The sequence below is a fragment of the Gabonibacter massiliensis genome, from assembly GCA_001487125.1.
GTDB lineage: Bacteria > Bacteroidota > Bacteroidia > Bacteroidales > Marinifilaceae > Gabonibacter > Gabonibacter massiliensis.
This window is the reverse complement of record LN913013.1, coordinates 994511-1020545: the sequence shown is the minus strand read 5'-3', so window position 1 is coordinate 1020545 and position 26035 is coordinate 994511. Positions and strand designations below refer to the sequence as shown.

The following is a 26035-nucleotide window of genomic DNA, read 5'->3' as shown; positions in this document are numbered from 1 at the left end:
TGACTGTAAATTTTTTGATCTTCATGCTGTTTGAATTTTTATTGAAAGTAATTAATCTCGTTTATTCCTTTTCTTTGGGATTATTTTTGATTTTTATTTCTATCCCGTTTTTATCGGTTACCGTAATTTTGCGGGAAACTACTCGTTCTTGCCCGTTCTGATAATAGAATTTGTATTTATAGGTCGTTGTTCTTTCCGGTTTGATTACGAACGTGTATTTACAGTTCTTGATCTCTTGTGTTGTTGGCTTGTAAACAGCTGTATCAAAAACTATCGTTTTTACTACTTGGGGATTCCAGGCTACCTCTACAGTAAGCGGGGTACCTTTTTGAATAACAGTCCCTTCCACTTTCGTCAGTTTACCTTTGTCCCGAAAATACACGTAAGAAGCCCATTTTTCTTCTCGGGAAATTTCTTTTACAATTGTTTTTATTTTTTTTTGGGAAGTAGTATCTTTTGCTTGTGCTTTTACTTCCGCCATCGTGCAACATAATGTTACTACAAATAATAGACACCATTTTTTCATAATGTTTGATTTTTAATGATTAGTAATTAACGTTATTTATTTCTTTTCTTGTAAATTGTTTTTTACTTCTTCTTCTTCTTCTTTTATCTCGACCCCGTTTTTATCGGTTACCGTAATTTTGCGGGAAGCTGATTCTTCTTTACCGTCTTGATAGTAGTGTTTGTAGTTATAGGTCGTTGTTCTTTCTGGCTTAATCGTGAACGTGTATTTCCCGGCTTTAATTTCTTGAAGAGTCGGTTTGTAAACCGTGGTATCGAATACGACTTTTTTTATCATCTGGGGATTCCAAGCCACCTCGACGGTAAGCGTGGTACCTTTTGGAATAATAGACTCTTTAATTTTCATTTTTTGGCCTTTATTCAAAAAATATACTCTGGAAAGCCAGATTTCTTTTCGGGAAACTACTTCCTGGGTTGTTTTCATTTTACCTTGTGAAGCGGTGTCCTTAGATTGAGCGTTTGTTTCCATCCCTACAAGGCATAATAACACCGCAAATAGTAAGCACCATTTTTTCATAATGTTTGATTTTTAATGAAGTAATTAACGTTATTTACTTCCTTTCTTTCTTGATAATTTTTTAACTCTTCTTCTTTTATTTCTACCCCGTTTTTATCCGTTACCGTGATTTTACGGGAAATTAATAATTCTTTATCGTCATGATCGTATGTTTTATAATCGTATGTCGTTGTTTTTTTTAAGCTTGATCGTAAACGTGTATTTACAGTCTTTGATCTCTTGTGGGGTAGGCCTATAGACGACAGTGTCAAAAACGACTTTTTTTATTAGTTGAGGATTCCAGGCAACCTCGACGATAAGCGTGGTACCTTGTTGAATGACAGATTCTTTAATCTTCATCGGTTTGCCCTTGTTCAAGAAGTATACCTTCGTTTGCCACGTTTTTTGTTGGGAAATCACTTCTTGAATTATTCTTTTTTGACGAGTGGTATCCTTCTGGGCTTTTGCCTCCATTCCAACGAAGCATAGCAACGCTGCGAATAACAAATTCCATTTTTTTCATTTTATAAATTTAACATTATAAATATAAATTATAAAATATCTCTTCAAATATAATTTATTGTATTTTAAAATCCAAATGATAATAATAAAAATTAATAATCAATTTATAATGATTATTTAAACTAATGTGAAATTCAAAAGGAGGTATGAGCGGAAAGGTTGGTAAAAGAGAGTCTCCGTATTTCTTTAAGGGGGTGTGTTGTGATTGTTTTGGGAAAAGAATCATGAAAAGAGAGAGAGAGATGTTAAATATTTAACAGAAAAAGTGTATTTTCGCAACTTCAATAGAAGTGTCGAGGTTAATGAATACAAGGCAAAGAAGATACAGGGATTATCCGACTTTTTTTAAAGGTTTATTTCAGGAGCGGGTGCAAAAACTCTCTATAGACGGGGGATTTACCTGTCCGAACAGGGACGGGAGCAAGGGAACGGGAGGATGTACTTTTTGTAATAACGAGAGCTTTACGCCTGAATACTGCCGGCGTGCGGGGAGTATTACCCGTCAGATAGAGGAGGGAATTCGCTTTTTCGATGCGAAATATAAGGGGCAGAAATATTTGGCCTATTTTCAGTCTTACTCGAATACGTATGCACCCATGGATGTTTTGCGGAAGCGCTACGCCGAGGCTTTATCGCATCCGAAGATTGTCGGTTTGGTGATCGGTACCCGTCCGGACACGGTTACCCCGGAAATTTTAGATTATTTGGGAGAGTTGTCGCGTGAAAGATATGTTTGCGTGGAGTACGGTGTCGAATCGGTTCACGATGAGGTTTTATGTCGTATCAATAGAGGGCATGGTTATGCCGAATCGGAATGGGCTATTCGGGAGACAGCCAAACGGGGAGTTGCTGTCGGTGCCCATCTGATATTCGGTTTACCCGGAGAGAGCCGGGATGAGATGTTGACCGGAGCTGTCCGTTTGTGCGAGTTGCCGATACAAGTGTTGAAACTGCATCAGTTACAGATTATAAAGGGTACCCGTATGGCTGAGCAGTATGCGGCGGCCCCGGATGCGTTCGGACTTTACACTTTGGAAGATTATTTAGAGTTCGTGGTGGACGTGATCGGGCATGTCCGTCCGGATCTATATTTAGAGCGTTTCGTGAATCAGGCTCCTTCGGATTATCTGATTGCTCCCAAATGGGGCGTGAAGAATTTTGAGTTTGCGGCCATGTTGGAAAAACGTTTGGAAGAGAGAGAGGTATGGCAAGGGAAATGGAGAGATCAGGGGATAAAGGGATTGAATAATTGAATGATTATGCGATATAATGATTGGGAGATTGAAAAGATTGAGGATTATAGATTAAAGGATTCTGAGATTAAGCGGTTTTGAGATTCAAATTGAATCCCTGAATTCGATTGATCTAAAATTTACGATGAACGGATTTCGTGATTGAGAGATAAGTTTTTTGAAATTTGTAGTATATATGGTAGGACAAGAGAAGGTATATGAAATTTTGGCAACGTTGGGAATTACGTTCGATTATGTGGAGCATCCGGCAGCTCCGACCATAGAAATTGCCAGGCAATATTGGAAGAACCTGGACAGTACCCATTGTAAAAATTTATTTTTCCGGAATCATAAAGGAGACCGGCATTATTTAGTCATATTCGACTGTGATCACGATTTGGCCATTCATGATTTGGAGAAAAGGCTGCAACAGGGAAAATTGAGTTTCGCTTCGGAGAAAAGAATGGAGAAATACTTAGGCTTGCGTCCCGGTTCCGTAAGTCCTTTCGGGTTAATCAATGATACGGAACATCATGTACATGTTTTTTTGGATGAGAATTTACGAAAGGCACAAAAACTCTCTTTTCATCCGAATGATAATCGGGCTTCTTTGGCTGTTAAAGTAGAAGATTTTATCCGGTACATGGATCAAACCGGGAACGGTTACGAGTGGATAGAACTGTATTGATTAGGGGATTGAAGAGATTGAGGATAGTGGATTAAAGGATTTAGAGATTGAGCGATTTAGAGATTAGATTGTAAAATAAGAAAATAACGTTCAATTTACAATCTAAAATTTACAATCTACAATGAATACGTGGATCGGGAGATTAAAGAGATGGTGTGATTAGGATTTGGACCCTATTGATATGACGGACGTTATGAATTTTATAAACTTTTAGATTAATAAATATGTTGAGTGTAGCACAGGTTGTAGAAGATATCGTGAAGCATAAACCCTATCTGTCGGAGTCTTTAGCCATGGGGTTGATTAATATTTCGGCTTTGGCCCGGCAGATCAAATCGGAGGTGGAAGCGGCGTTGAAAAAAGAGGTTAATCCGGGAGCGATTGTTATGGCCTTGAATCGTTTGGCTCCCTATTTTCAGGTCCGTGAGCAGGTGCAGTTGAATAAGTTGCTTAATAATATGGGAGATATCATATTGCGAAGTAATTTATGTGATTACACGTTTAAAAATTCCAATACATTGTTGGAGTGTCATATTCGTGTATTGAAAAATATATCCCAAAAAGAGGAGGTTTTTTACACGATGGTACAGGGGGTATTCGAGACGAATTTAGTCGTGAGCGATACGATGGAGGCGGCTATCGATAACTATTTTAAAGGAGAACAATGTATATTTAAACAAAGCGGTTTGTCTTCCGTGACGCTAAAACTGCCCAAGGGAAATATCCTGCAACCCGGTTTCTATTACAGTATAATGAAAGAGTTATCCTGGGAGGGAATTAACCTGACCGAGGTTATTTCTTCCACGAATGAATTTACGGTAGTAGTGGATAATTCTTTAATAGATAAGACATTCGTGGTTTTAAAGAATATAAGCCGGAAATAAATAGTGAGATAAAAGTTTATAAAATGTATTTGTTTTATGTGAATATGGATGATATCGTGTCGTGTTTTTAGTTTTTAACATTTAGTTTTTAGATTGACGGTTAAAATTACTAATTTTGCAAGAAATGAATAAATAGAGAATTTAGTAGAGAAAGACAGATGCGATAAGGGCATTTTTCAATTTCCAAATTTCAATTAATAGCATATGTTTGAGAATCTATCCGAAAGATTAGAAAAGTCGTTTCAGATTTTAAAAGGACAGGGGAGAATAACAGAGATCAATGTGGCTGAAACCCTGAAAGAGGTGAGACGTTCGTTATTGGATGCCGATGTAAACTATAAAATCGCGAAGGAATTTACCAATACGGTAAAGGAGAAGGCGTTGGGCATGAACGTGCTCACGGCGGTGAAACCGGGGCAGATGATGGTGAAGATCGTGCATGACGAGTTGATCCAGTTGATGGGGGGAACCCATGTTGATATTGATATAAAAGGAAATCCGGCCGTTATTCTGATGTCCGGATTACAAGGTTCCGGTAAGACCACTTTCTCCGGGAAGTTAGCCAATTTGTTGAAGACCAAAAAGGGGAAGAATCCTTTGTTGGTTGCCTGCGACGTCTATCGGCCGGCTGCTATCGAGCAGTTGAAAGTATTGGGTGAGCAGATCGGTGTTCCGGTATATAGCGAAGAAGGGAATAATAATCCCGTGCAGATTGCTTTAAATGCCATAAGGCAGGCGAAAGCGACAGGGCGGGACGTCGTTATCGTCGATACGGCGGGACGTTTGGCTATCGATGAGCAGATGATGAATGAGATCTCTGCGATAAAAAAAGCGATAGAGCCTAATGAAACTTTGTTCGTGGTGGATGCCATGACCGGACAAGATGCGGTGAATACGGCTAAGGAATTTAACGATCGGTTGAATTTTAACGGTGTTGTCCTGACGAAATTAGATGGAGATACGCGCGGCGGAGCCGCGTTGTCTATCCGTACGGTGGTGGATAAACCGATTAAATTTGTCGGAACGGGAGAGAAGTTGGAAGCTTTGGATGTATTCCATCCGGAACGTATGGCAGACCGAATCTTGGGAATGGGAGATATCGTTTCCTTGGTAGAGAAGGCTCAAGAACAATTCGATGCGGAAGAAGCCAAAAAATTGCAGAAAAAGATTGCCAAGAATCAATTCAATTTCAACGATTTCCTGAGTCAGATACAACAGATAAAAAAAATGGGAAATATAAAAGATTTGGCTTCTATGATTCCCGGTGTAGGGCGTGCTTTGAAAGATGTGGATATCGATGATGATGCTTTTAAAGGAGTGGAGGCTATTATTTTTTCCATGACACCCCAGGAGCGAGAAAACCCGGAATTGATCAACGGTTCTCGCCGTAAACGTATAGCCATGGGAAGCGGAACAACCATTCAGGATGTAAATCGTTTGCTGAAACAATTCGATGAGTCTAAAAAAATGATGCGGATGTTGTCCAAGGGCGGTAAGATGATGGGAAATGCCGCTATGAGAAGAAGATAATAATTAATTGACGATTGACAATTGTAGATTTTGGATTAAGCGATTATAAGAATGAGTGAGTAACGATGGGGAGATTGGTAAGCTACGATTTGCATTAAAAAGATCAGGCAATTGATAATTTACAATTTAAAAATAAAAGATGGAGATTATTGACGGAAAAAAAGTTTCGACGCGGATCAAAGAGGAGATCGCGGAAGAGGTGGCTCGCTTGCTTGCCGAGGGAAAGAAGATCCCCCATTTGGCTGCCGTTTTGGTAGGCAATGACGGAGCGAGTGAAACCTATGTGGCCAGTAAAGTAAAAGCATGTCAAGCCGTGGGAATTAAAAGTACCGAACTAAGATACGGTAGTGATATTACCGAAGAGCAATTATTGGAGGTGATCCGACAATTGAATGAGGATTCGGATATAGACGGTTTTATCGTGCAACTTCCTTTGCCGAAACATATTTCCGAAGAGAGAGTATTAAATACGATTCATCCCGATAAAGATGTGGATGGATTTCACCCGTGTAACGTGGGTAAGATGGTGTTAGGGTTACCGACCTACCTTCCGGCAACTCCCGCCGGGATCATGGAACTGTTGGCTCGTTACCATATCGATACGGAAGGAAAACATTGCGTCGTAGTGGGACGAAGTAACATCGTCGGGACCCCGATGGCCGTGCTGATGTCCCGTAAGGCAAAGCACGCGAACTGTACGGTGACAATGTGTCACAGCAGAACCTCCAATCTGAAAGAGATTACCCGGCAAGCCGATATTTTGATCGTTGCCATAGGCGTTCCTCATTTTATCACGAAAGATATGATACGAGAAGGGTGTGTCGTCGTCGACGTGGGAATTCATCGGGTTCCTTCTGAAACGACTAAAAGCGGTTGGAAATTGGTAGGAGACGTCGATTTTGAGCAGGTAGCTCCCTTGTGTTCTTACATAACTCCGGTTCCGGGAGGAGTAGGACCAATGACGATCGTTTCTCTTTTGCAGAATACGATCAAAGCCTGTAAAGCGAAACATTAATGATACGGGTAGTGGGATTTTGTGCTTGGGAGATGAAAGGAGGTTGTGATTCAACTCGCTCGTCTAATCATTCAATCTCTCAATCACCTAATCTCTCAATCACCTAATCACTCAATCTCCGATCGCCTATGGTTCTTAACTATATTTGGATTTTTTTCTTCGGTGTAGCCTTTATCGTGGCCCTTTTCAAATTATTGTTTGATGGGGATACGGAGGTTTTTGCGTCTATTGTAAAAGCTACCTTTGATATGTCCAAGACCGGTTTCGAGATATCGTTGGGATTGACGGGGGTGTTGACCTTGTGGATGGGGATCATGAAGATCGGAGAGCGAGGGGGGGCGGTAAAGGTTATGTCGTGGATTATTAATCCTTTTTTCCGGCGTTTATTTCCGGAGTTGCCTCCGGGTAGTCCGGCTTATGGTTCGATTATGATGAATATCGCCGCTAATATGTTAGGACTGGATAATGCGGCTACTCCGTTGGGGCTAAGGGCAATGCAGCAGATGCAGGAGGTTAATTCTCGTAAAGACCGTGCTTCCGATGCTCAAATTATGTTTTTGGTATTGAATACCTCCGGGTTAACCATCATTCCTGTCTCTATCATGGTTTACCGGGCTCAGTTGGGAGCTGCTAATCCGGCGGATATTTTCATCCCGATTCTTTTGGCGACATATGTTTCGACCTTAGTGGGACTTATAGCCGTTGCTTTGTATCAGCGAATTAATTTATTGGACCGGGTAATTATGGCCTACCTGATCGGGGGTAGTGCTTTGGTAGCAGGTATTATATGGTATTTTTCAGGGTTGGATAAAGAGACGTTGACCAAAGTCTCTTCCTTGTCAAGTAATGTGATTTTGTTTTCCATTATTGTCGGTTTTATCGCTATGGGAGCCTGGAAGCGTATCAACGTTTACGATGCTTTTATCGACGGGGCGAAAGAGGGTTTCTCTATTGCCGTAAAAATAATCCCTTATTTAATTGCAATTTTAGTCGCTATCGGTGTCTTCCGCGCTTCGGGTGCAATGGATGCCGTCATGGACGCTTTGAAATGGGGGTGTGAGGCTTGCGGTTTCAATTCTGATTTTGTACCGGCTTTACCTACGGCTTTGATGAAACCGTTGAGCGGAAGCGGGGCACGGGGATTGATGATCGATACTATGAATACTTTTGGGGCGGATTCGTTTCCCGGACGATTGGCTTGTGCTTTTCAAGGAGCTACGGATACCACTTTCTATATTATTGCCGTCTATTTTGGGGCCGTGGGTATAAAAAATACCCGTTATGCTATTCCGTGCGGTTTGATTGCAGATTTGGCTGGAGTTGTTGCGGCGATTGTAATGGCTTATATCTTCTTTGCCTGATTTTCTGAAGGTGATGCTGTATTTAAAGGATGCTGTCCCTTTTTTTCCAAGGGGTAAATATTTCCCGTGTAGCTGATCGGGTAGCGTTTTTGATCGTTATAATAGAGATAACAGGTTCCGTCATAACGAATGTCCATGTGTAAAAACAAAATATTGTCTTTGGTTAAAATACTGATTTGATAAGCGATACTCTTTTTATTTCCGCGTGGAAGTATTTTTACTGTTCGAGAAAAAAGAATATAGTTAAATCGAAGAGAATCTTGTCCCGGTCTCGGAACCCAATGACTGCCGTTACCGAAATAGGGCAATCGCCCGCTGACCAGCGAATCTTGAATCTCTAAATAGCATTGTTCCGGGTCAATGGTGACGTTAGGGCCTTCCGATGGGGTGGCAACAAAGGTTTGTCCCGTTGGAGTAGCTATAAAAAATCGTATCATGAACCGATCGCTATTGGCTATTTGAAACGTTTTCTGAAACTCCGCTTCAAACCGGGCACTCCTTTTTTGACCCGAGGAGATGGAGGGAAATGAGCAAAGTAGGATGGCGATAAAAATAAACGGTAAATAATTTTTCATGTGCTCTATTTTTGTCGAATAAGTTGACTTTTTCGTGGTTATCACTATCTTTGAACGAGTTTACGTTTGCAGAAATAAAAAGTTTGATTCAGGATCGTTTTTCATAGCCCGTTCGCATCCTCTGCATATAATTGGCAAATACTAATGAAAACAATTATTTTGAGTCGGAACAGGTGACGATTTTGATGTGGCATTTTTGAAAAACGAATGAGAATGGAAAAAAGGATTTTCGTAAAAGGAATAATCAGATATCTGTTGTTACTTCCGGTGATGTTCTTTATGGTGTTGTCAGTTGACGTGCAGGCTATACCGAATTTTATAAACGGTACTCTAAACGATACGACGGGATGGGTTGTGACCGGTAAAGTGACGGACGAAAAAGGAAAACCCCTGAAAGGTGCCGTTGTATTTATTAAAGATAAGAACACGGGAGGGCGGACAGATGGTAAGGGGAGGTTTTTTGTAAATGCAGATTCGAACGATATATTGTTATTTTCTTATGTCGGAAAAGAGATGCGGAGCATACCCGTCGCTCGGCAAAAGGTGATGGAAGTCCGTTTATACCGTGCTGTTTGGGTTTTGGAAGATTCTTATCCGGTTGTTTGCGTGAAGGAGAAGACGGACGAGGTTTTCGAGCCGATTGAGGTTATGCCGGAGTTTCCCGGTGATGTGTTTGTATGGATTTCCGGACGGATAAAATACCCGGAGAAGGCATACGAGAAGAGAATAGAAGGAGAAGTGCAGATCTCTTTTGCGATCGATAAGAGGGGTAGGGTAAAAAGAGTCAATGTGGTCCGATCGACAGATGTGTTGTTGGAGAGGGAGGCGATACGGGTGGTGAAGGCGATGCCGAGATGGAAACCGGCGAAACAAAACAGAAAAAATGTAGAGATCGAGTGCTTGATTCCTGTAAGTTTTCTGTTAAAATAGGGAGGAAATATTTAAGAAGATATGATTCATTAAAAACGTTGCACGAAACGGCAACGTTTTTTTTTCGGGCTTTGAATAGAGTATTGCTTGTTGAGGGTTATTCTGAATATAAGGAAAATCTTCACATTTTTTTTTGTCTCATTCCGTATCGCCTAAAATCTTTTATTGTGTGTTTTATTGGAATAGAAGTGTTTCTTTGTTATGCTATTGATACGATAATATGGTGATATCGAGACATGTAATTGAATGATTGATTAAAATATACAAAATAGATAAATTGACTATTAAATTTGTTGACTTTGAATCAATAAAATGGTTTTGCAGGACAAGTAAATATATATGATAAACAATTGAATTATAGATATATATGCATCTATATAAAACCTTCGTTTTTTGATCATTACAAATATAGTAAAAAAATCACAAATACAAATAAAATAAATATTTTTTGATAAATCTTCAATTCTTATATTCAATATGTTGTATTATTTGAGCCAATTATGATGTATACCCTATAAAAATGTCATTAAACGAAGGTTTTTTGATAGGTGTATTAAAAATAGTCGTGAGTATAGTCGGATACAAGCTACGATGATGGACGTAGGTGGGATTTATTTATATTCTAATATTAGGTGTCTGCATGCTTTGGGCCTTTAGGGGACGATAGGTTCAGTTTGATGAGAAGATAACTGGTGACTCCGGGGGTAAATCGATTATTCCGAAAAAGCAATAATTTCTTTTAAAGTACGTTTCTTGTCGACATGAGTTGTCAATGGTATTTATCGTGGAAAAAGTTTTTCTCTTTGAATCGGAAGGGCTTTATCGAAATCATTTTTACTATCTCCTCGACGCGTCAAGATCGTGTGGAATTATTGATATATCCCGATAAGTAAGAGCTGTGCGTTATTGTATTGATTTTTCAATGCGATGATTATTGTTAACTACAAATGATGTCTAATTAAAAACAAGACTATGAAAAAGACGATTCAATTGATTGTTTTCCTGTTGTTAGCGGGAATGCAATTAGGTTTGGCTCAAAAGCGGGAGGTCTCGGGTACGGTGACCGATGCTGCTGACGGATCTCCGCTGCCGGGGGTTACGGTTGTTGTAAAAGGAACGAATGTCGGGACATCGACCGATGTTAAGGGACATTACGTTTTAAAAAATGTTGAGACGGATGCCGTTCTTGTCTTTTCTTTTGTGGGGATGAAAAAACAGGAAATTAATTCCGGAACGCGAAAAGTGATCGATGTGAAGATGGAGCAGGAGACGGAGCGCCTGGAGCAGGTGGTCGTAACCGCTTTAGGTATCAAGCGTCAGAAAAGAGACTTGGGATATTCGACGGTAAACGTGAGTAACCGGGAATTGGTTAAGGCAAGAGCGTTGAATGTAGCTGTCGGCTTACAGGGGAAAGTGCCCGGGTTGAATATCACGGGGTTGAATAGTGGTGTATTCGAGGATGTGAAGATCAATTTGCGGGGGATTCGTTCGTTGACAGGTAGTAACAATCCGATGTTGTTGTTGGATGGCGTTCCGGTGGATTTGAGTTTTCTCTCCTCTCTAAATCCGAACGATATAGAGAGTGTAAATGTATTGAAAGGGACTTCTGCAGCAGCCATCTACGGTCCGGATGCCCGTAACGGGGTAATTGTCGTGACCACGAAAGCGGGTGGCGAGAATGCCAAGCCGGAGATCACGGTAAGTAATTCGACCCAGTTTACCAGGGTCGCCATGTTCCCTAAATTTCAAAACACGTTCGGAAGCGGGGGATACGGTGATTATATTCCTTACGAAAACTGGTCTTACGGGCCGGCTTACGACGGTTCGGAAGTGGTATTGGGAGAGGTATTGCCGGACGGTAGCGTGCAGAAGGTAAAATATGCTCCGATAAAAAATAATCGACGGAAATTTTTTAAGACGGGTATGACGATGCAAAACGATATCTCTTATTTAGCCAAGGACTTTTTCTTGAGTATTCAGGATGCCGTGATTAAAGGTGTTGTGCCGGACGACCGGAATCGCAGGACCGGCATCCGTCTGAATGCCTCTAAAGCGTATAAAATATTTACGGTAAACTTTAACTCGAATTACGTCCAATCCAATTATAACGTGTTCGACGACCAGGCGATGAGCGATTATTATTCGGCCAATAACGTGGGATTGAACGACGGTTTGATGAACCTGATCTTTTCGACCCAGGCCCATGTCCCTCTAACCTCTTACAAAAATTATAAAAATAATCCGTTCGCTACTTACGATAACTATTACAACCGCTATGGAATTAATCCTTATATTGCCCTGGATACCTGGAGAAGAAAGGGGAAAAAGCAGGACTTGATTACCAGCATCGACTTTAAGTTATCGCCTACCGGTTGGTGGGACGTCAACTACCGGGCGGCTATGACCTACCGGACGGAAGAGTACAAGGTGCAGACTCGATTGCTGACCGTGACGGAGTACGGAGAACACCGAGAGTTATCGGACATTCCGCAACGGGTAGAGGATTACTCCTACGTTCAAAACAGGCTCTCCTCCGAGTTATATATGAATTTCCACAAAACATTCGGTGATTTCAAGGGGAGTTTGTTAGTGGGAACTTACGTCCGTGATGTGGATACGAAAGAGATGCAGCTGACCGGGGATAAGCTGATCATTGAGGATTTGTTCAATGTTTCGGCGCGACCGGGCGAGTTGGGCGGGGGATCGAATAAATTCAGAACCCGCATGCTCTCTTTTTACGGTAGCCTCAGCTTGAACTACAAGAATTTCGTTAATTTGGAGGTTACGGGGCGTAATGATAAAACTTCCGTGTTGGATCCTCAAAACAATAGTTTTTTCTATCCGGGTGTTAATCTTTCGTTGGTATTGACCGATGCGATTCCCGTGTTGAAATCGGATGTTTTGAACTTCCTGAAATTGAGAGGTTCCTGGAATAAAACCGGAAATGCCGATATCGATCCTTATTCGTTAAGTGCCACTGCGGTTCAAATATTGGGATTCCCTTATGCCGGACTTCCCGGGTACTCGATTAATTCCACCTCTTTCGACCCGTTGTTGAAACCGGAGTTCGTAAAGAGCATCGAGGTAGGGTTCGAGGCCAGTTTTCTCGATAACCGGATTATGTTGGACGCAACTTACTACATTCAGGAGAACTCGAATCAAATCGTGAGCGTAAGGGTTCCCCGTTCTACCGGTTACTCTTTCGCGAACGTGAATGCCGCTTCTTTTAAAAATTTCGGTTTCGAGGCTCAGTTGAAGTTAACTCCCCTCGTTCGGTTCCGGGGATGGGATTTTAACCTGGGAACTAATTTTACCTATAACGATAGCAAAGTAACCTCTATTTTCGGGGATCTCGAAGAGTTGGGAGTCGGGGGATACTATATGGCCGGTAATCAGGCGGTAGTGGGGAAACCCGCTTTCGTCTTCAGCGCGAAAGATTACAAACGGGATCCCGAGGGGAGGGTGATCGTGGATGCGACTACCGGAGTGCCGCAGATCGACGAGACCAATAAAATATTCGGAAGAACGATGCCCAAATACATTTTGGGACTAAACCCGACAATTACCTGGAGAGGGGTGACGATTGCCGCTACTTTCGAGTATAAAGGAGGGTATTACGCCTTTAATATGATCGGTGCCGATATGGCGTGGACCGGTGTGTCCGAGCGGACAGCTGCAAACCACCGGGAACGCTTCGTCTTCCCGAATTCGGTATACGAGGATCCTAAGAACCCGGGAAAATATGTTCCGAACGAGAACTTAACGATTACTAACGTGAACGATTTTTGGACGGGAGATAACTATCGGAACGTGGGAACAAACTTTCTGACGAGTGCCAATTCCTGGCGTTTCCGGGAGTTCTCGGTCTCCTACGATCTGCCGCAGTCGCTGTTGAGGAGACAAAAGGTGATTCAGGGAATCACGATCGGTTTCACGGGTAGGAACCTGGCTCTTTGGCTACCGAAGTCCAACGTGTACGGAGACCCTGATTTTCAGGGGAACGTGATGACTAACGACTATAATAACGTATCGGGAGTGGGAGATGCCACGGTGAATCCCCCGACCCGGAGTTTTGGCGGAACGATTACGGTTAAATTTTAAATCGAACGGATATGAAAAAGATACACATACTAACGGTAATTTCTTTGGCGATACTCTTGTTCGCGGGGTGTGGCGAGAGTTATTTCGATATCAATCAAAACCCGAACAGGGCGGTAGAGAGTAATATGACGCCTAACTTGATTTTACCCAGTGCCTTGAACCGGGTAGGAGTTTTGACTGCCGCAACCCAGCCGAGTACGGATTTTACCAACTTGAACGGGGCATGCGGTGATTACCAGCAATGGATGGGCTATTACGCTCGTTGTGCGGGGACTTACGGTCCGAATACAGACGTAGAAGCATTTCAGCTTTCGGCTTCTTTCCATCAGGGGGTATGGCACGATTGGATGGATGTATTGAAAGATTTGGACGTGATGGAAAAAAGTGCCGTGGCTCGAGAAGAGACGGCTTACGAGGCCATCGCCAAGATTGTGAAAGCCATCGGTTTTATGACGTTGGTCGATCAGTACAACAATATTCCTTATTCCAAATGTTTTGATATAGTTAACTATATGTTGACCCCTTACGATAAGGGAGAGGATGTCTATAAAGATTTGTTGGAGCAGCTCGCTAAGGCCGATGAACTGTTGAAGGAGGCCGATCTGGAAAAAAATTACGATATCAAACGGGCTGACGTGGTTTTTAGCGGAGATTTGGGGATGTGGCGGAAGTTAGGGAACACGCAACGTTTACGGATGCTCATGCATGAGGCCGATTTTCTCGGGGCTGCCGCCTTGAAAACGGAGGTGGACAAAATCGTGGCCAACGGGGCGGGTTTTCTCGGAGAGGGAGAGACTGCGGCCGTACATTTGACCTATTCGGCGGATAAGGGTAAACAAAATCCGTTCTGGAATACCTATAAAGTTAATGACCAAGGTGTTTCCGATGCCTATTTCCGGGCCAATAATTTTTTTCTGAGTCTTTTGCGGAATAACGGGGACATTCGGTATACCTATTTCTATTCGAGAGCTAAAACTCCCACGGGGGGAGAGTATTATATCGGTTTCGATTTCGGGGCGGTAGACAATTCCCTGCCCGACGGAGCCCACTCTTCTATGGTTTCCGGTCCGGGTATCGCCAAATCGGTCGATATGCCGCAATGGTTTTTGCCCTCTTTCGAGAGTCTTTTTTTACAAGCGGAGGCCATTCAACGGGGAGCCCTTGCCGGAGATGCTCAAACAGTTTACGAAAGGGCCGTGACCGAATCTTTCGTGTGGTTGGAGGTGGAAGATGCGGCGGAAGTGGCCGATAATTATTTGCATCCTGTGGAGCCGACCGATACCAAGTTTGCGGAGTGGGGCAGTCATCCTGATAAGTTGAGATTGATCTATCTGCAAAAATACATTGCCATGTACGGGATCAACGGGGTGGAATCCTGGACGGATTACCGAAGAACAGGGGTTCCCGATATCCCTCGTTCCAAACATCCGAGTGTGGGAAATAATCGTATTCCCTATCGTTTGATTTACCCGACTACCGAATACCAGTTCAATAACAAGAACGCAACGGCTCAGGGAACTATTAATCCCCAGGCAAATAAGATATTTTGGGATAAAAATTAATGTTTAAATATTGGATTATGAAAAAGATACATGTATTGATATGGATGATGTCGGTGATTTCATTGGGATTGACTTCCTGCTTGAAAGACGACAGGATCGATGATCTTGAATATGGCATCAGGCCGGAGGATCTTTCCACGAAAAAGATTATCGAGATACCGGCCAATGCGGACCATATGAAATCTATAGCTATTTTGGCTGTGGGGGCCGAACAGGAGATTACGATCGGGGAAGTGAGATTAGCGGCCGAGAAGCCGGCCGGGGAAGATATCGAAGTGGTATTGAAAAAATCCGTACAGGGAGATTTGATACCCGAGGGAGAAGAGTTGTTTCCGTTGGATAAGATCACTCTTCCGACGTCTGTGGTGATCCCGAAAGGAGAACGAGCCGTACCTTTAACAGCAAAGATAAAGACAGAAGCTCTGCAGGCTAATGGCAGTTATCTGGTGATAGAAATAGAGTCCGTGAAGCAGCCGGGTTATACGATAAGCGGAAATTTTGGAAATCTGTTATTGGCTCTGAAAGTACGTAGTCCGTACGAGGGTAAATACAAGTATGAAATGGAGGGGGATTTTGCTCCTCCGGCAAGTACGGAAGTTTACCTGGAAACGGTTAGTCCTACCCGGTTGTCGGCCGGAGGATTGTTCGGCGGTAAGTTCACCAATAAAGTGTTTTACGAGATCGATCCGACAACGAACAAGGTAACTCTGGACGTCGACGGACAGGCCACTTCCGTTATCTCGGGAACTTATGATCCGAACAAAAAGTCGTTCACGATCGAGTGGAATATTTTAGGAGGAAGGTACGTGAAGGAGACTTACACGTTGATACAATAGTAGCAACTTAACCCCTGTTTGTTAGCGAGAGGCCGTTTCCGTTTGTAGACGGGGCGGCCTCTTCGTACGTGTTGTTTTTTAATAATAATATTTGTATTAACAATTGATAATCATATGTTTATGTTTTATTGTAAAATTTAAAGTAGTTAGGAGATGTAACATTCGGGGAGGAGTGTGCGTCCCATAATATATGAAGAGTGGTGTGTAGCTTTGCGAGAAACATAGAGTGAAAAGGACCCTGCCCGAACTTGTTCGTTGGAGATTAAGGGGTAGGCAATCTGGATAAACCTTTGATTTAATGTGGATATACAAACTTGTGAAATTAATAAAATAGTACTATGAACCTGCATGATATTAAAACTGTAGCTTGCTATGAAGCGAAAACATTACGACGTTCCTGGATTTTTAGAATTTTGTTTTTCTTAACTTTGGTCTTAATTACTTATTTGCAATGGCTTGTACAATGCAAGCAACCTTTGTATCATCAATGGAATTGGAATTTGTTGGCTTTGGCCTCTTCCATGCCGTTGGTGAATGCTTATCTTTACAATATTGTTCAATCTTTGCTGGTGATATTCGTGGCTGCCGAGTTGTTTACACGGGAAAAGCAGGAAGGACCTATGGAAGTGATTCACTCTCGTCCGGTTAGCAATGAAGATTATTTTTGGGGGAAAGTAGTGGGAATTACAGCGGTTTTTGTTTCGTTGAATCTGCTATCCGTACTCATTTGTTTCTGTTTGAACATATGGGGGAGTATTGCTCCGTTTAATCCATGGTATTCGTTTTTTTATCTGTTGACTTTGACTTTTCCCTCTTTGGTGTTTATGTTGGGGGTTACTTTATGGTTGGCGACTCTTACTCGGTTGCGCATACTCTCCATATTTCTTTCGTTATGTTTGATGTATATCTCGATAACGGTATCAGACAAGGTTTTCCAGGGAAACCTGGATTTTACGGGTGCTTCTTTATCTAATTTGTTTTCGAGTGCGACGGGGCATGCGGATTTAGGCTATTATTTGATTCAACGCTTGGCTTTTTTTCTTTTGGGATGCGGACTTATTGTTTGGAGTTTACTTCGGGTAAAGCGCTTGCCGAACGAGCTAAAGTCGGTTTCCAGACTTCGATTGGCGGGTATTTTGTTGGTTTCTGTTGCTTTATTGTCGGAAGGGATTTGTGTATATCGCTTTACACGGGAAAATGTGGTTCGGGATCAATATAGGGCGAGCTTCGAACGTCATTGGAAAGATTGTTCGGCTCGGGTTTCCACTCATGCGATAACTCTTCGGCAGCAAGGGAAAAGTTTGGAGTTATCCAGTGAGTTGATGTTATGTAACTACAGCGGGAAGACATTGCCCCGTTTGCAATTGTTTCTGAACCCGGGGTTACGCTTGACGAGCATGAAAGAGGGAGATAAAGAGCTGGCTTATGAACGGGATCATCAGGTGTTATTGATAGATCGTCCTCTTGAAACGGGAGATAGCGTGCGATTGAACTTGACTTACGAGGGAACGATTGACGAACGGGTATGTTATTTGGAAGTTCCCGATTCTCTCTATTACGACACCCGTCGCAACGACTCCTTTTTCCATTTCGGCCGTCGCTATGCTTGTGTAAGCAATGCTTTCCTTTTGCTTGTTCCGGAAAACATCTGGTATCCCGTGGCAATTCCTCCGGTCAATCTGAATGCTCCCTGGCTGTCGACGAAAGATTTTACTCGTTATAGTTTGGATGTGATAAATCCGGTTCAATCGACCTTGTTGTCTCAAGGTCCTTCTCGCAAGAAGGGGGATACACTTCGGTTCGAACCTCCTTTTCCTCTGGATGGAATTTCAATCAGTGGGGGAGAATATGAACGTTTTACCTTAAAATTGAAAAGTTGTGATTTCGATCTCTATTATTTTAGAGGGAACGATATGGTTAGTGAGGTATTGAAAGATATTAAACCGGAAGAAATGAGTGATTTCTTTGAACAGAAAATAGCTGATTTGCAATGGCATACGAAGATTGCAAGTAGTAAATCATTGTTTAATGGCATTGCTGAAATGATGATGCGGCAGGATTGGTGCGGTTATCCTTCAAGTCGATTGATCGTCGCAGAGACTCCCTTGCCTTTTATCTCTCATTTCCGGGAGTGGATGGGGAAGAGTGAGTTCGTGCAATCAGGCTTGGTTTTGTTTTCTGAAAGGGGAGCGGGAATGAATGTCCCAGATTACAGATGGATATTGAAGCAAAATGCGAATAATGCGGCAAGAAGGTCGTCGTATACTCTCGATCCGAAAATCGAGAAATCATTTAAAACGAGCAGTTTATTACGTCCTTTTATCGATTGTTTTTTGTCTAAAACCGTATTGTATTATAACAATCAAAATTTATTTTTTAATAGGTTTGTTCCGAATCGTTCGCGTAGTGTTTATTTCACCTTTCGGAATTTGTTTGATTGCTATACTTTGTTTCGGGAGCCGCAGTCTTATATTTATTCTGTCGATTATTCGACTGTCGATTTGTTATTGAAAACCATTTTGAAGGCACAGGCACAATTTGAAAATATATACCAGGAAGTGGATATAGTCGAATACGCCGCACAGGTTTATTTATTGAATCATAGTTTGGAAGAGGCGATGAAGGATAAGACCTTGGATTCCGATGTGCTGTGTATGATTTTTCAGATGGAGGCAGAATCATTGTTGAACCATGTGACTGTGGATATACCTATTGGTGATTTTTACAAGTTCTTAAATGATTTTTATAAACAGAATCAAGGTGTGGTTCCTTTGGAGAGATTTACTTCGGATTTTGGAAAGCGATTCGGTGTGGATTTTGCGGAGGTTTGGAAAGAATGGAACTCCAAGTCGCCCACTCGCTTCCAGATAAAAGATATGGAAATAAACCAGGTCGTGGTGGAAGGAAAGAGGCAAGGGACACGTATGCGTTTTAAAATAAAAAATGCAGGGAATTCGAAAGGACTCGTTTCCGTTTTATATACGGAACTGATGGAAAGAAAAGTTTATAATTTTTATTTGCATCCGGGTGAGTGTAAGGAGGTGAAAATTCGAAAAGACCATATCGGAGAATTTCGGATAAATACGGGAATTTCTTACCATATCCCCGGAAAGATGGCTAATGTCAGGTCTGCCTTTGGGACGATGTCCGATGATGTGACGTCTGATACGACATCCGGTTTATTTGATATCCGTCCGGATGAATTTTTAGCCGAACCCGGGGAGATTATCGTGGATAACGAAGATCCCGGATTTCGCCTGATAGAGCCTGACAGAACATTCTTCCAGCGTCTTTTTGAAAATGAAAGCAAGAAAAATACGATAGAGACCAATCTCGGTTTGGGTTTCCCCCGTTGGCAAAAGGTGCTGTCTATCGACTATTTCGGAGACAGCATCCGTTCCGCTTATTGTAAAGAGTGTAAAAGCGGAAAATACAAAGCCGAATGGAAAGCTTTTATTCCGGAAGAGGGAAGTTATGAGGTATTCGTTTTATTGCCGAAAATACCGAGCAATTATCATTATACGGTTTATTATGGACAGGAAGAGCAGGAGGTATGGGCGAAAACTACCGGTTGGTCCTCTTTGGGAACCTATGATTTCCCAAAAGGAGAGGCTCGGGTTGTTTTAGATGATCGGCGTTTGGAAGATAAACGAGACTTTTATGTTATTGCGGATGCAGTGAAATGGGTGAAGGTTGATTAACCTTTACCCGCTTCGACGAAATACATCTCTTCTATATTCAGGTGTTTCCGGGCTGCTTGAAGAAGGTCCTCCGAGGTGCATTTTTTCATACGGTCGATCATTCTCAAGTAAAAAGTATTGTCCGTATCGTAATTCAATTTGTGTTTCAGGGCATCGGATTGGGCGAAAACACCGTCTAATTCCCGAAGCAGCTCCCCGTGAAAATAACTTTTAACAAGATCCAATTCTTCGGCCGGAATCGGCTCTTGTTGTAAACGGAGTATCTCTTTACGGATTTCGGAGATTGTGGCTTCCGCGTGATCGGCATTGACATCGGTGGCGATATTCCAGTAAGCGGCGTTTTTCATACTGACATTAAATGAACCGATGCCGTAGGTAAAGCCTTTTTCTTCCCGGATATTCGACATCAGACGGGAACCGAAATACCCCCCTAAAACCATGTTGAGTAACTGAAAATCGGTATAATCTTCTTCCGTGAGCCTGACCCCTTTTTTGCCGACCCGGATACTGGTTTGTACGGCATCCGGTTTATGGATACGGTATTGTCCGGCCGGTTGCCGCTTGATGTCGTATGTCGGTTCTTTCTCTGGTACGGTAGATCGTAGTGTGGAGAATCGTTTCCCGACCTCTTGTAGGACGGATTCGTTCACATTGCCGGAAAGAAAAATACGGCAGTTCAGGGCACTTACCCGTTTTTGATAAAAATCCAAGAGCCGGGGGCGGGTCACTTGGTCGAAATCTTCTCGGGTAAAATGATTAGCGTAAGGATGTTGTTCTCCGAAAAACAAGCGAAGAAACTCCATACGAGCCAGATAGGAGGTTTTTTCCAAGTTGACTAAATATTGTTGCTTTTTGTTGCGAAGGTAGACTTCCAATTCGTGTTCCGGGAAGGTACTCTCAGCAATCATCTCGGCTACCATCCCGATGGTCTTGTCCGCGTATTTGTTTAAGGAGATCAGGCTGATTTCCGATTTATGCAATCCGCAGTTGTAATCTACGTAAGCCCCGTGATAGTCGAAAAATTCGGCTATCATTTCGGAAGAATGGGAGCGAGTTCCTTCGTTTAACAAATGGAGCATAGTGGAAGCGATAATCGGTCGGGGTTGGTAATAAGCCCCGACAGGTAGAACGACATCCATTTTGAATACCTCTTGTTGAGGGTCATTCATGTAAATGATTTCTACTCCGTTGGAGAGGATTCTTTTTTGATAATTCAGGACGGAAGGTTTGGTCAGGGCTTCCAGTTGGGGAGGTTGGTTACGGTTCATACGAATTGAATTGTATAGATGATTGTTCTGTATTTTATTTCAGGTACCATAGGGTAGAACTGTTTGCAGGCGTAAATAGCTGTTGCGCCGTATTTTTTATCATTTCCCGGGTTATTTTTATATACCGGTTGCGCTCTGTATTGATCAGGTCGATATCTCCGAGGTACTCGAAAAATGCCAAATTGGCAGACTTCCCCTGGTAGTTGATTTCGCTGTAAGAGATACGGGCATCGGTCTTATTGATGACTTTCTGAAGCTCTCTTTCCGATACGTTCTCCTGAATAAAACGATCGATCTCGTTTTGAATGGCCTGTTCTCCCTCTTCGATTTTCACGCCCTCCGATAGTTTTCCGGAAAAGATGAAGAGACCGGGATCCATGTCGCCTGTCACGTAAGCATCTATTTCTGAAAAAAGCTTGCTGTTTTTTATTAAGTTGACGTATAGACGGGAGGATTGTCCGTTGGACAGGATATCCGAAATAATATCACAGGCGTAAAAATTATCCGAATAGCGGTCGCCCATGTGGAATACCTTATACAGGGCATCCGCGGGAACTTTATTGTGCTCGCAGATCAATTGCCGGGCTTCCGTCTGTTCGGGTTCCGGAGATATCCTGTTTTTTACGGTATGGGAGGGAGGGATATCTCCGAACCATTGCTTCACCAACTCCAAAGCCCGAGATTCTTTTATATTTCCGCTGATACTGATAATGGCGTTGTCCGGAGCGTAGAAACGATGGAAGAAATCTTCGACCTCTGCTAAAGTCGCCTCTTCGATGTGTTCGATTTTTTTACCTATGGTAGGCCATCGGTAAGGATGGAATTTGTAAGCCAATGGTCTCAATTTCAGCCAAATGTCCCCGTAAGGATTATTCAGGTAACGTTGTTTGAATTCTTCGATTACCACGTTTCGTTGTGCGTCGAGGGATTTTTGGGAAAAGTTAAGACTGAGCATCCGGTCCGATTCCAGCCAAAGGGCTGTTTCTATGTTGGCTGCAGGGATGGTGATGTAATAATTGGTATAGTCGTTATTGGTGAATGCGTTACTGTCTCCTCCGGCTTTCTGCACATGATAGTCGTAATCGGGAACGTGAGCGGATCCGCCGAACATCAGGTGTTCGAAAAGATGGGCGAATCCGGTTCTGTTCGGATCTTCATCTTTTGCACCAACTTTATACAGTATGTTTACGGAAACGAAAGGAGTTCCGGTATCCGTGTTACAGATAACCGTCAGTCCGTTATCCAATATATGTCGGGAATAGTGAATCATCGTTTTTCTGTCGCGTATTAAATAGATAGTTTTTCTATATTTTTCAATGCTTGTTCGTAGGCGGTAACGATATCGGTAATAATGTTTTCCGCACTCTCTTCCCGTTGTAGCATGGAAGAGATTTGACCTATTTCCAGTTCTCCTTCTTCCATATCTCCTTCGAAAATACCTTTTTTAGCCCGGCCTTTTCCTAAAACCGTTTTCAATGTTTCGGCATCGGCTCCTTTATCTTCCAGTTCTTTGATGTGTTCGTAAAATGCATTCTTTATCAGGCGGGTAGGAGCTAATTTTTTTAATGCCAGCATGGTATCGCCTTCTTCGAGTTCGTAAACTTTCTGTTTGAAATTCACGTGGGCCGAAGATTCTGCGGCCACGGCAAAACGACTGCCGATTTGTACTCCTTCAGCTCCTAAAACCATTGCGGCCAGCATTGACTCTCCGGAGGAGATGCCGCCTGCTGCAATGACCGGAAGAGAACAATGTTTAACCACGTTAGGTATTAGGGTCAAAGTGGTAGTCTCTTCCCGTCCGTTATGTCCTCCGGCCTCAAACCCTTCCGCCACGACTGCATCCACTCCGGCCTCTTCGCTTTTCCGGGCGAAAACGGCACTACTGACAACGTGGACAACCGTGATCCCGTGAGATTTCAATAAGGGAGTCCACTTTTTAGGACTTCCGGCAGAGGTAAAAATGATCTTTACCTCTTCCTTAATGATAAGATCGATGAGTTTCTCCATTTCCGGATAGAGCAAAGGGATATTGATACCCCAAGGTTTGTCCGTGGCTTGTTTCATTTTGCGTATGTGTTCCAAGAGAGTTTCCGGATGCATGGAACCCGCTCCGAGCAGACCTAATCCGCCATTGTTGCTTACGGCGGAGGCCAGCTTCCATCCGCTGCACCATACCATACCGCCCTGAATGATCGGGTATTTTATGTCGAAGAGAGTCGTTATTCTGTTTGCCATGTTTTATTCTTTATTTTTGGTTTTATCTATTCATATCGTATGCATGCAAAAATAGTTTTTATTTTGGTATAATACTACCGTATAATACGAACGGGTGTTTCGACAAAGTGAAACACCCGTTTAGCGATAATTTGATAAATGATTTTATTTTTCGATATTCGGTAATTCCAAACCGTATCCTTTTTTCTTGTCTTCGGCTTTTAGCCATAAACCTAAAAGGAAAGCCAAAACGCCCAAACTGGCGAAAATCAACATCGGAACGGTATAGTTATAGCTTACACCTTCGACTCCGGCTTTAATCTGTTCGGAAACACCCGGGTTACTTGCTTTTAAAGACCATCCGATAAGGATAGGGAAAGACAACAGACCGATATTCTGAATCCAGAAAATAACGGAATAAGCCGATCCTAAGTATCTGTTTTCTACTAATTTGGGAACGGAGGGCCATAAGGCTGCCGGAACCAAAGAGAAAGAGATTCCTAAAATAACGATGGCCACGTAAGCGATAAAATGATTCAATGGTGCTAACGCGAAGATCAGGTGACAACCGCACATCAAGAGAGCTCCTATGATTAACATGGTTGCTCCTTTACCTTTATGATCCAGATAGGCACCTAACAGGGGAGTCAGAACCATGGCCCCGATCGGGAACCAGGAGAATACGGCTGCCGCATCGGTTGCGCTGAGTCCTAAACGGCTTTCCAACATACCCGTTGCGAATTTCTGGAACGGGAAGATAGCCGAGTAATAGAGCACGCATAAGAAGGCAACGATAAGGAATGTTTTGCTGGTAAATAATTTCCCGATGTCGCTGATATGGAAAGGATCTTCCGGTTCCGTGCTCATCTCACCGATTTGTTTATCCAGTTTCTTATCCATGAATACGTAAACCAAGAAAGTCAGCAGACCGATACAAAGTAAGGTACAGCACACGGCAACCGGGGTTACGATGTCCGGATTGATACTTCCGGCCAATAGCGGGGAGATACGGAATACGGCAAATACCCCTAAACGGGCTATGGCCATTTCCAGACCCATGGCTAACGCCAATTCTTTTCCGGTAAACCATTTTACGATCGCTTTTGATACGGTGATACCGGCCATCTCCGTACCGCAACCGAATATGGCGAATCCGATGGAAGCGACTTTAGCACTGGCGGGAACGCTTGTCCAGAAAGAGTTGAAAAATTCATACCCTACACCGCCGTTGTTAAAGTATTCGGTGATGGCGTATAGTTTTATGGATCCTCCGATAACCATTAGAGAAGCCGAGAGAAGTCCCGTAAAACGAACACCCATCTTATCGAGGATGATACCCGCGAAAATGAGGAAGAAGAAAAAAACGTTTAAGAAAAATTCGGAACCTTCTTCCATTCCGAATACGTCCGGACTCCATCCGCGTTCCGTCTCCAATAAGGTTTGTAATGGGGATAAAACATCTACAAACATGTACGCAAAAAACATGGTCGATGCAATAAGGATCAAGGCTGTCCATCTGGCAGCTTTGGAGTCCCTAAGGGTTTGTTGAATCTTTTCAGTCATGATATTTTATTTATAAATTAAAATTTGCACATACACCGTCCAAAAGTAGGATAAAATTTGGAATTTCTTTATATTTTTTTCTCTATTCTGTATACATTTCTGTCATTGGCGCTTCTGGAGATCAATTCGGCTAAAAATCCGGCTAAAAACAACTGGGTTCCGAGAATCATACAGGTCAGAGCGATATAAAAGTAGGGATTATGGGTAACAAGAGGAGCTTTTATCTCTTTGCTTAATGCTATCAGCTTCTCTATCCCCAACCATCCGGCCGCAAAAAAACCGATGATAAACAAAACGGTCCCCAATGCCCCGAAAAGGTGCATCGGTTTTTTGGCGAATCGCGTGATAAAGGTTACGGATAATAAGTCTAAGAAGCCGTTGATGAAACGATTGAGACCGAATTTGGTCACTCCGTATTTTCGCGCCTGATGGTGGACCACTTTTTCTCCGATACGGGTGAATCCGGCTTGTTTCGCTAAAATGGGAATATAGCGGTGCATTTCACCGTATACCTCTATGTTTTTCACCACGTTATTTTTATATGCCTTTAGTCCGCAATTGAAATCATGCAGATATATTCCTGAAAATTTCCGGGCTGTTGCATTGTATATCTTTGTCGGTATGGTTTTCGTGATCGGATCGTATCTTTTCTTTTTCCAGCCGGATACCAAATCGAAATCCTCTTCCGTGATCATACGATAAAGCTCGGGTATTTCGTCCGGACTATCCTGAAGATCGGCATCCATGGTAATGACCACGTCTCCCCGGGCATCTTCGAAACCGCAATGCAAGGCGGCGGACTTCCCGTAATTTCTTCTGAATTTGATTCCGTGCACGCGGGAATCTTTCCGGGATAGTTCTTCGATCACCTTCCAGGAACCATCGTTGCTGCCATCGTCGACTAAAATGATTTCATAGCTGAAATGATTCTCTTCCATGACCCGGTTGACCCATGTTATAAGTTCGGGTAATGATTCTTCTTCGTTATATAAAGGAATGACAACAGATAAATCCATGGTTATTGTATTAATG

The 26035-nt window shown here is 42.7% G+C and carries 20 protein-coding genes; 11 read left to right on the top strand and 9 right to left on the bottom strand.

What is annotated here, in order from left to right:
* Positions 1 to 61 precede the first annotated feature (61 nt).
* The 3 genes from BN3283_RS08560 to BN3283_RS14510 all read right to left on the bottom strand — a co-directional run bounded on the left by BN3283_RS08560 (position 62) and on the right by BN3283_RS14510 (position 1544).
* Positions 62 to 526 carry a hypothetical protein gene (locus BN3283_RS08560; protein WP_059026392.1) on the bottom strand — a complete coding sequence of 155 codons (465 nt, stop codon included), beginning with the start codon at positions 524 to 526 and terminating at the stop codon, positions 62 to 64.
* Positions 527 to 562: 36 nt separating this feature from the next.
* Positions 563 to 1042: a hypothetical protein gene (locus tag BN3283_RS08555; RefSeq protein WP_059026391.1), complete on the bottom strand. Its 480-nt coding sequence runs from the start codon at positions 1040 to 1042 to the stop codon at positions 563 to 565.
* 328 nt (positions 1043 to 1370) lie between these two features.
* Positions 1371 to 1544, bottom strand: a complete 174-nt coding sequence (locus BN3283_RS14510; RefSeq protein WP_154665526.1) for a hypothetical protein — start codon at positions 1542 to 1544, stop codon at positions 1371 to 1373.
* Between the two features lie 301 nt (positions 1545 to 1845).
* Between BN3283_RS14510 and mnmL the strand changes: the two genes are divergently transcribed.
* From mnmL to BN3283_RS08520, 6 genes are all read left to right on the top strand, one after another.
* Positions 1846 to 2796 carry a tRNA modification radical SAM protein MnmL/YtqA gene (gene mnmL / locus BN3283_RS08545; RefSeq protein ID WP_059026389.1) on the top strand — a complete coding sequence of 317 codons (951 nt, stop codon included), beginning with the start codon at positions 1846 to 1848 and terminating at the stop codon, positions 2794 to 2796.
* 175 nt (positions 2797 to 2971) lie between these two features.
* Positions 2972 to 3463 (top strand): prolyl-tRNA synthetase associated domain-containing protein, encoded by a 492-nt coding sequence (locus BN3283_RS08540; RefSeq protein ID WP_041504288.1) that lies wholly within the window; start codon positions 2972 to 2974, stop codon positions 3461 to 3463.
* 224 nt (positions 3464 to 3687) lie between these two features.
* Positions 3688 to 4347: a hypothetical protein gene (locus BN3283_RS08535; protein ID WP_041504289.1), complete on the top strand. Its 660-nt coding sequence runs from the start codon at positions 3688 to 3690 to the stop codon at positions 4345 to 4347.
* A gap of 204 nt (positions 4348 to 4551) precedes the next feature.
* The gene (ffh, locus tag BN3283_RS08530; protein WP_041504290.1) at positions 4552 to 5877 is read left to right on the top strand and encodes a signal recognition particle protein; all 1326 of its coding nucleotides are present in this window, start codon (positions 4552 to 4554) and stop codon (positions 5875 to 5877) included.
* Positions 5878 to 6016: 139 nt separating this feature from the next.
* Positions 6017 to 6892: a bifunctional methylenetetrahydrofolate dehydrogenase/methenyltetrahydrofolate cyclohydrolase FolD gene (folD, locus tag BN3283_RS08525; protein ID WP_059026388.1), complete on the top strand. Its 876-nt coding sequence runs from the start codon at positions 6017 to 6019 to the stop codon at positions 6890 to 6892.
* A 128-nt stretch (positions 6893 to 7020) separates the two neighbouring features.
* Positions 7021 to 8253, top strand: coding sequence for a nucleoside recognition domain-containing protein (locus BN3283_RS08520; RefSeq protein ID WP_041504292.1), 1233 nt, complete (start codon positions 7021 to 7023; stop codon positions 8251 to 8253).
* Here the strand turns inward: BN3283_RS08520 and BN3283_RS08515 are convergent.
* Positions 8235 to 8828 carry a DUF4251 domain-containing protein gene (locus tag BN3283_RS08515; RefSeq protein WP_059026387.1) on the bottom strand — a complete coding sequence of 198 codons (594 nt, stop codon included), beginning with the start codon at positions 8826 to 8828 and terminating at the stop codon, positions 8235 to 8237. The two genes, BN3283_RS08520 and BN3283_RS08515, sit on opposite strands and share 19 nt — an antisense overlap.
* Positions 8829 to 9041: 213 nt before the next feature.
* On the opposite strand from BN3283_RS08515, the gene BN3283_RS08510 reads away from it, so the two are divergent.
* The 5 genes from BN3283_RS08510 (at position 9042) to BN3283_RS08490 (ending at position 19958) form a co-directional block, all read left to right on the top strand.
* Positions 9042 to 9758, top strand: a complete 717-nt coding sequence (locus tag BN3283_RS08510) for an energy transducer TonB (protein WP_059026386.1) — start codon at positions 9042 to 9044, stop codon at positions 9756 to 9758.
* Positions 9759 to 10730: 972 nt separating this feature from the next.
* Positions 10731 to 13859, top strand: a complete 3129-nt coding sequence (locus BN3283_RS08505) for a SusC/RagA family TonB-linked outer membrane protein (protein WP_059026385.1) — start codon at positions 10731 to 10733, stop codon at positions 13857 to 13859.
* 11 nt (positions 13860 to 13870) lie between these two features.
* Positions 13871 to 15421, top strand: coding sequence for a SusD/RagB family nutrient-binding outer membrane lipoprotein (locus BN3283_RS08500; RefSeq protein WP_059026384.1), 1551 nt, complete (start codon positions 13871 to 13873; stop codon positions 15419 to 15421).
* 17 nt (positions 15422 to 15438) lie between these two features.
* Positions 15439 to 16257, top strand: coding sequence for a DUF7015 domain-containing protein (locus BN3283_RS08495; RefSeq protein WP_147625566.1), 819 nt, complete (start codon positions 15439 to 15441; stop codon positions 16255 to 16257).
* Positions 16258 to 16595: 338 nt separating this feature from the next.
* Positions 16596 to 19958, top strand: coding sequence for a golvesin C-terminal-like domain-containing protein (locus BN3283_RS08490; RefSeq protein WP_059026382.1), 3363 nt, complete (start codon positions 16596 to 16598; stop codon positions 19956 to 19958).
* On the opposite strand, the gene BN3283_RS08485 is transcribed toward BN3283_RS08490, so the two are convergent.
* From BN3283_RS08485 to BN3283_RS08465, 5 genes are all read right to left on the bottom strand, one after another.
* A complete protein-coding gene (locus tag BN3283_RS08485; RefSeq protein ID WP_059026381.1) occupies positions 19955 to 21226 on the bottom strand; it encodes a M16 family metallopeptidase in 1272 nt (423 codons plus the stop codon). The genes BN3283_RS08490 and BN3283_RS08485 overlap by 4 nt on opposite strands.
* A 34-nt stretch (positions 21227 to 21260) precedes the next feature.
* Positions 21261 to 22496: a M16 family metallopeptidase gene (locus BN3283_RS08480; RefSeq protein WP_059026380.1), complete on the bottom strand. Its 1236-nt coding sequence runs from the start codon at positions 22494 to 22496 to the stop codon at positions 21261 to 21263.
* A 17-nt stretch (positions 22497 to 22513) separates the two neighbouring features.
* Positions 22514 to 23461, bottom strand: a complete 948-nt coding sequence (locus tag BN3283_RS08475; protein WP_059026379.1) for an NAD(P)H-dependent flavin oxidoreductase — start codon at positions 23459 to 23461, stop codon at positions 22514 to 22516.
* 144 nt (positions 23462 to 23605) lie between these two features.
* A complete protein-coding gene (locus tag BN3283_RS08470) occupies positions 23606 to 25003 on the bottom strand; it encodes an MFS transporter (RefSeq protein WP_059026378.1) in 1398 nt (465 codons plus the stop codon).
* Between the two features lie 68 nt (positions 25004 to 25071).
* Positions 25072 to 26019 (bottom strand): glycosyltransferase family 2 protein, encoded by a 948-nt coding sequence (locus tag BN3283_RS08465; RefSeq protein ID WP_041504301.1) that lies wholly within the window; start codon positions 26017 to 26019, stop codon positions 25072 to 25074.
* Positions 26020 to 26035: the final 16 nt, after the last annotated feature.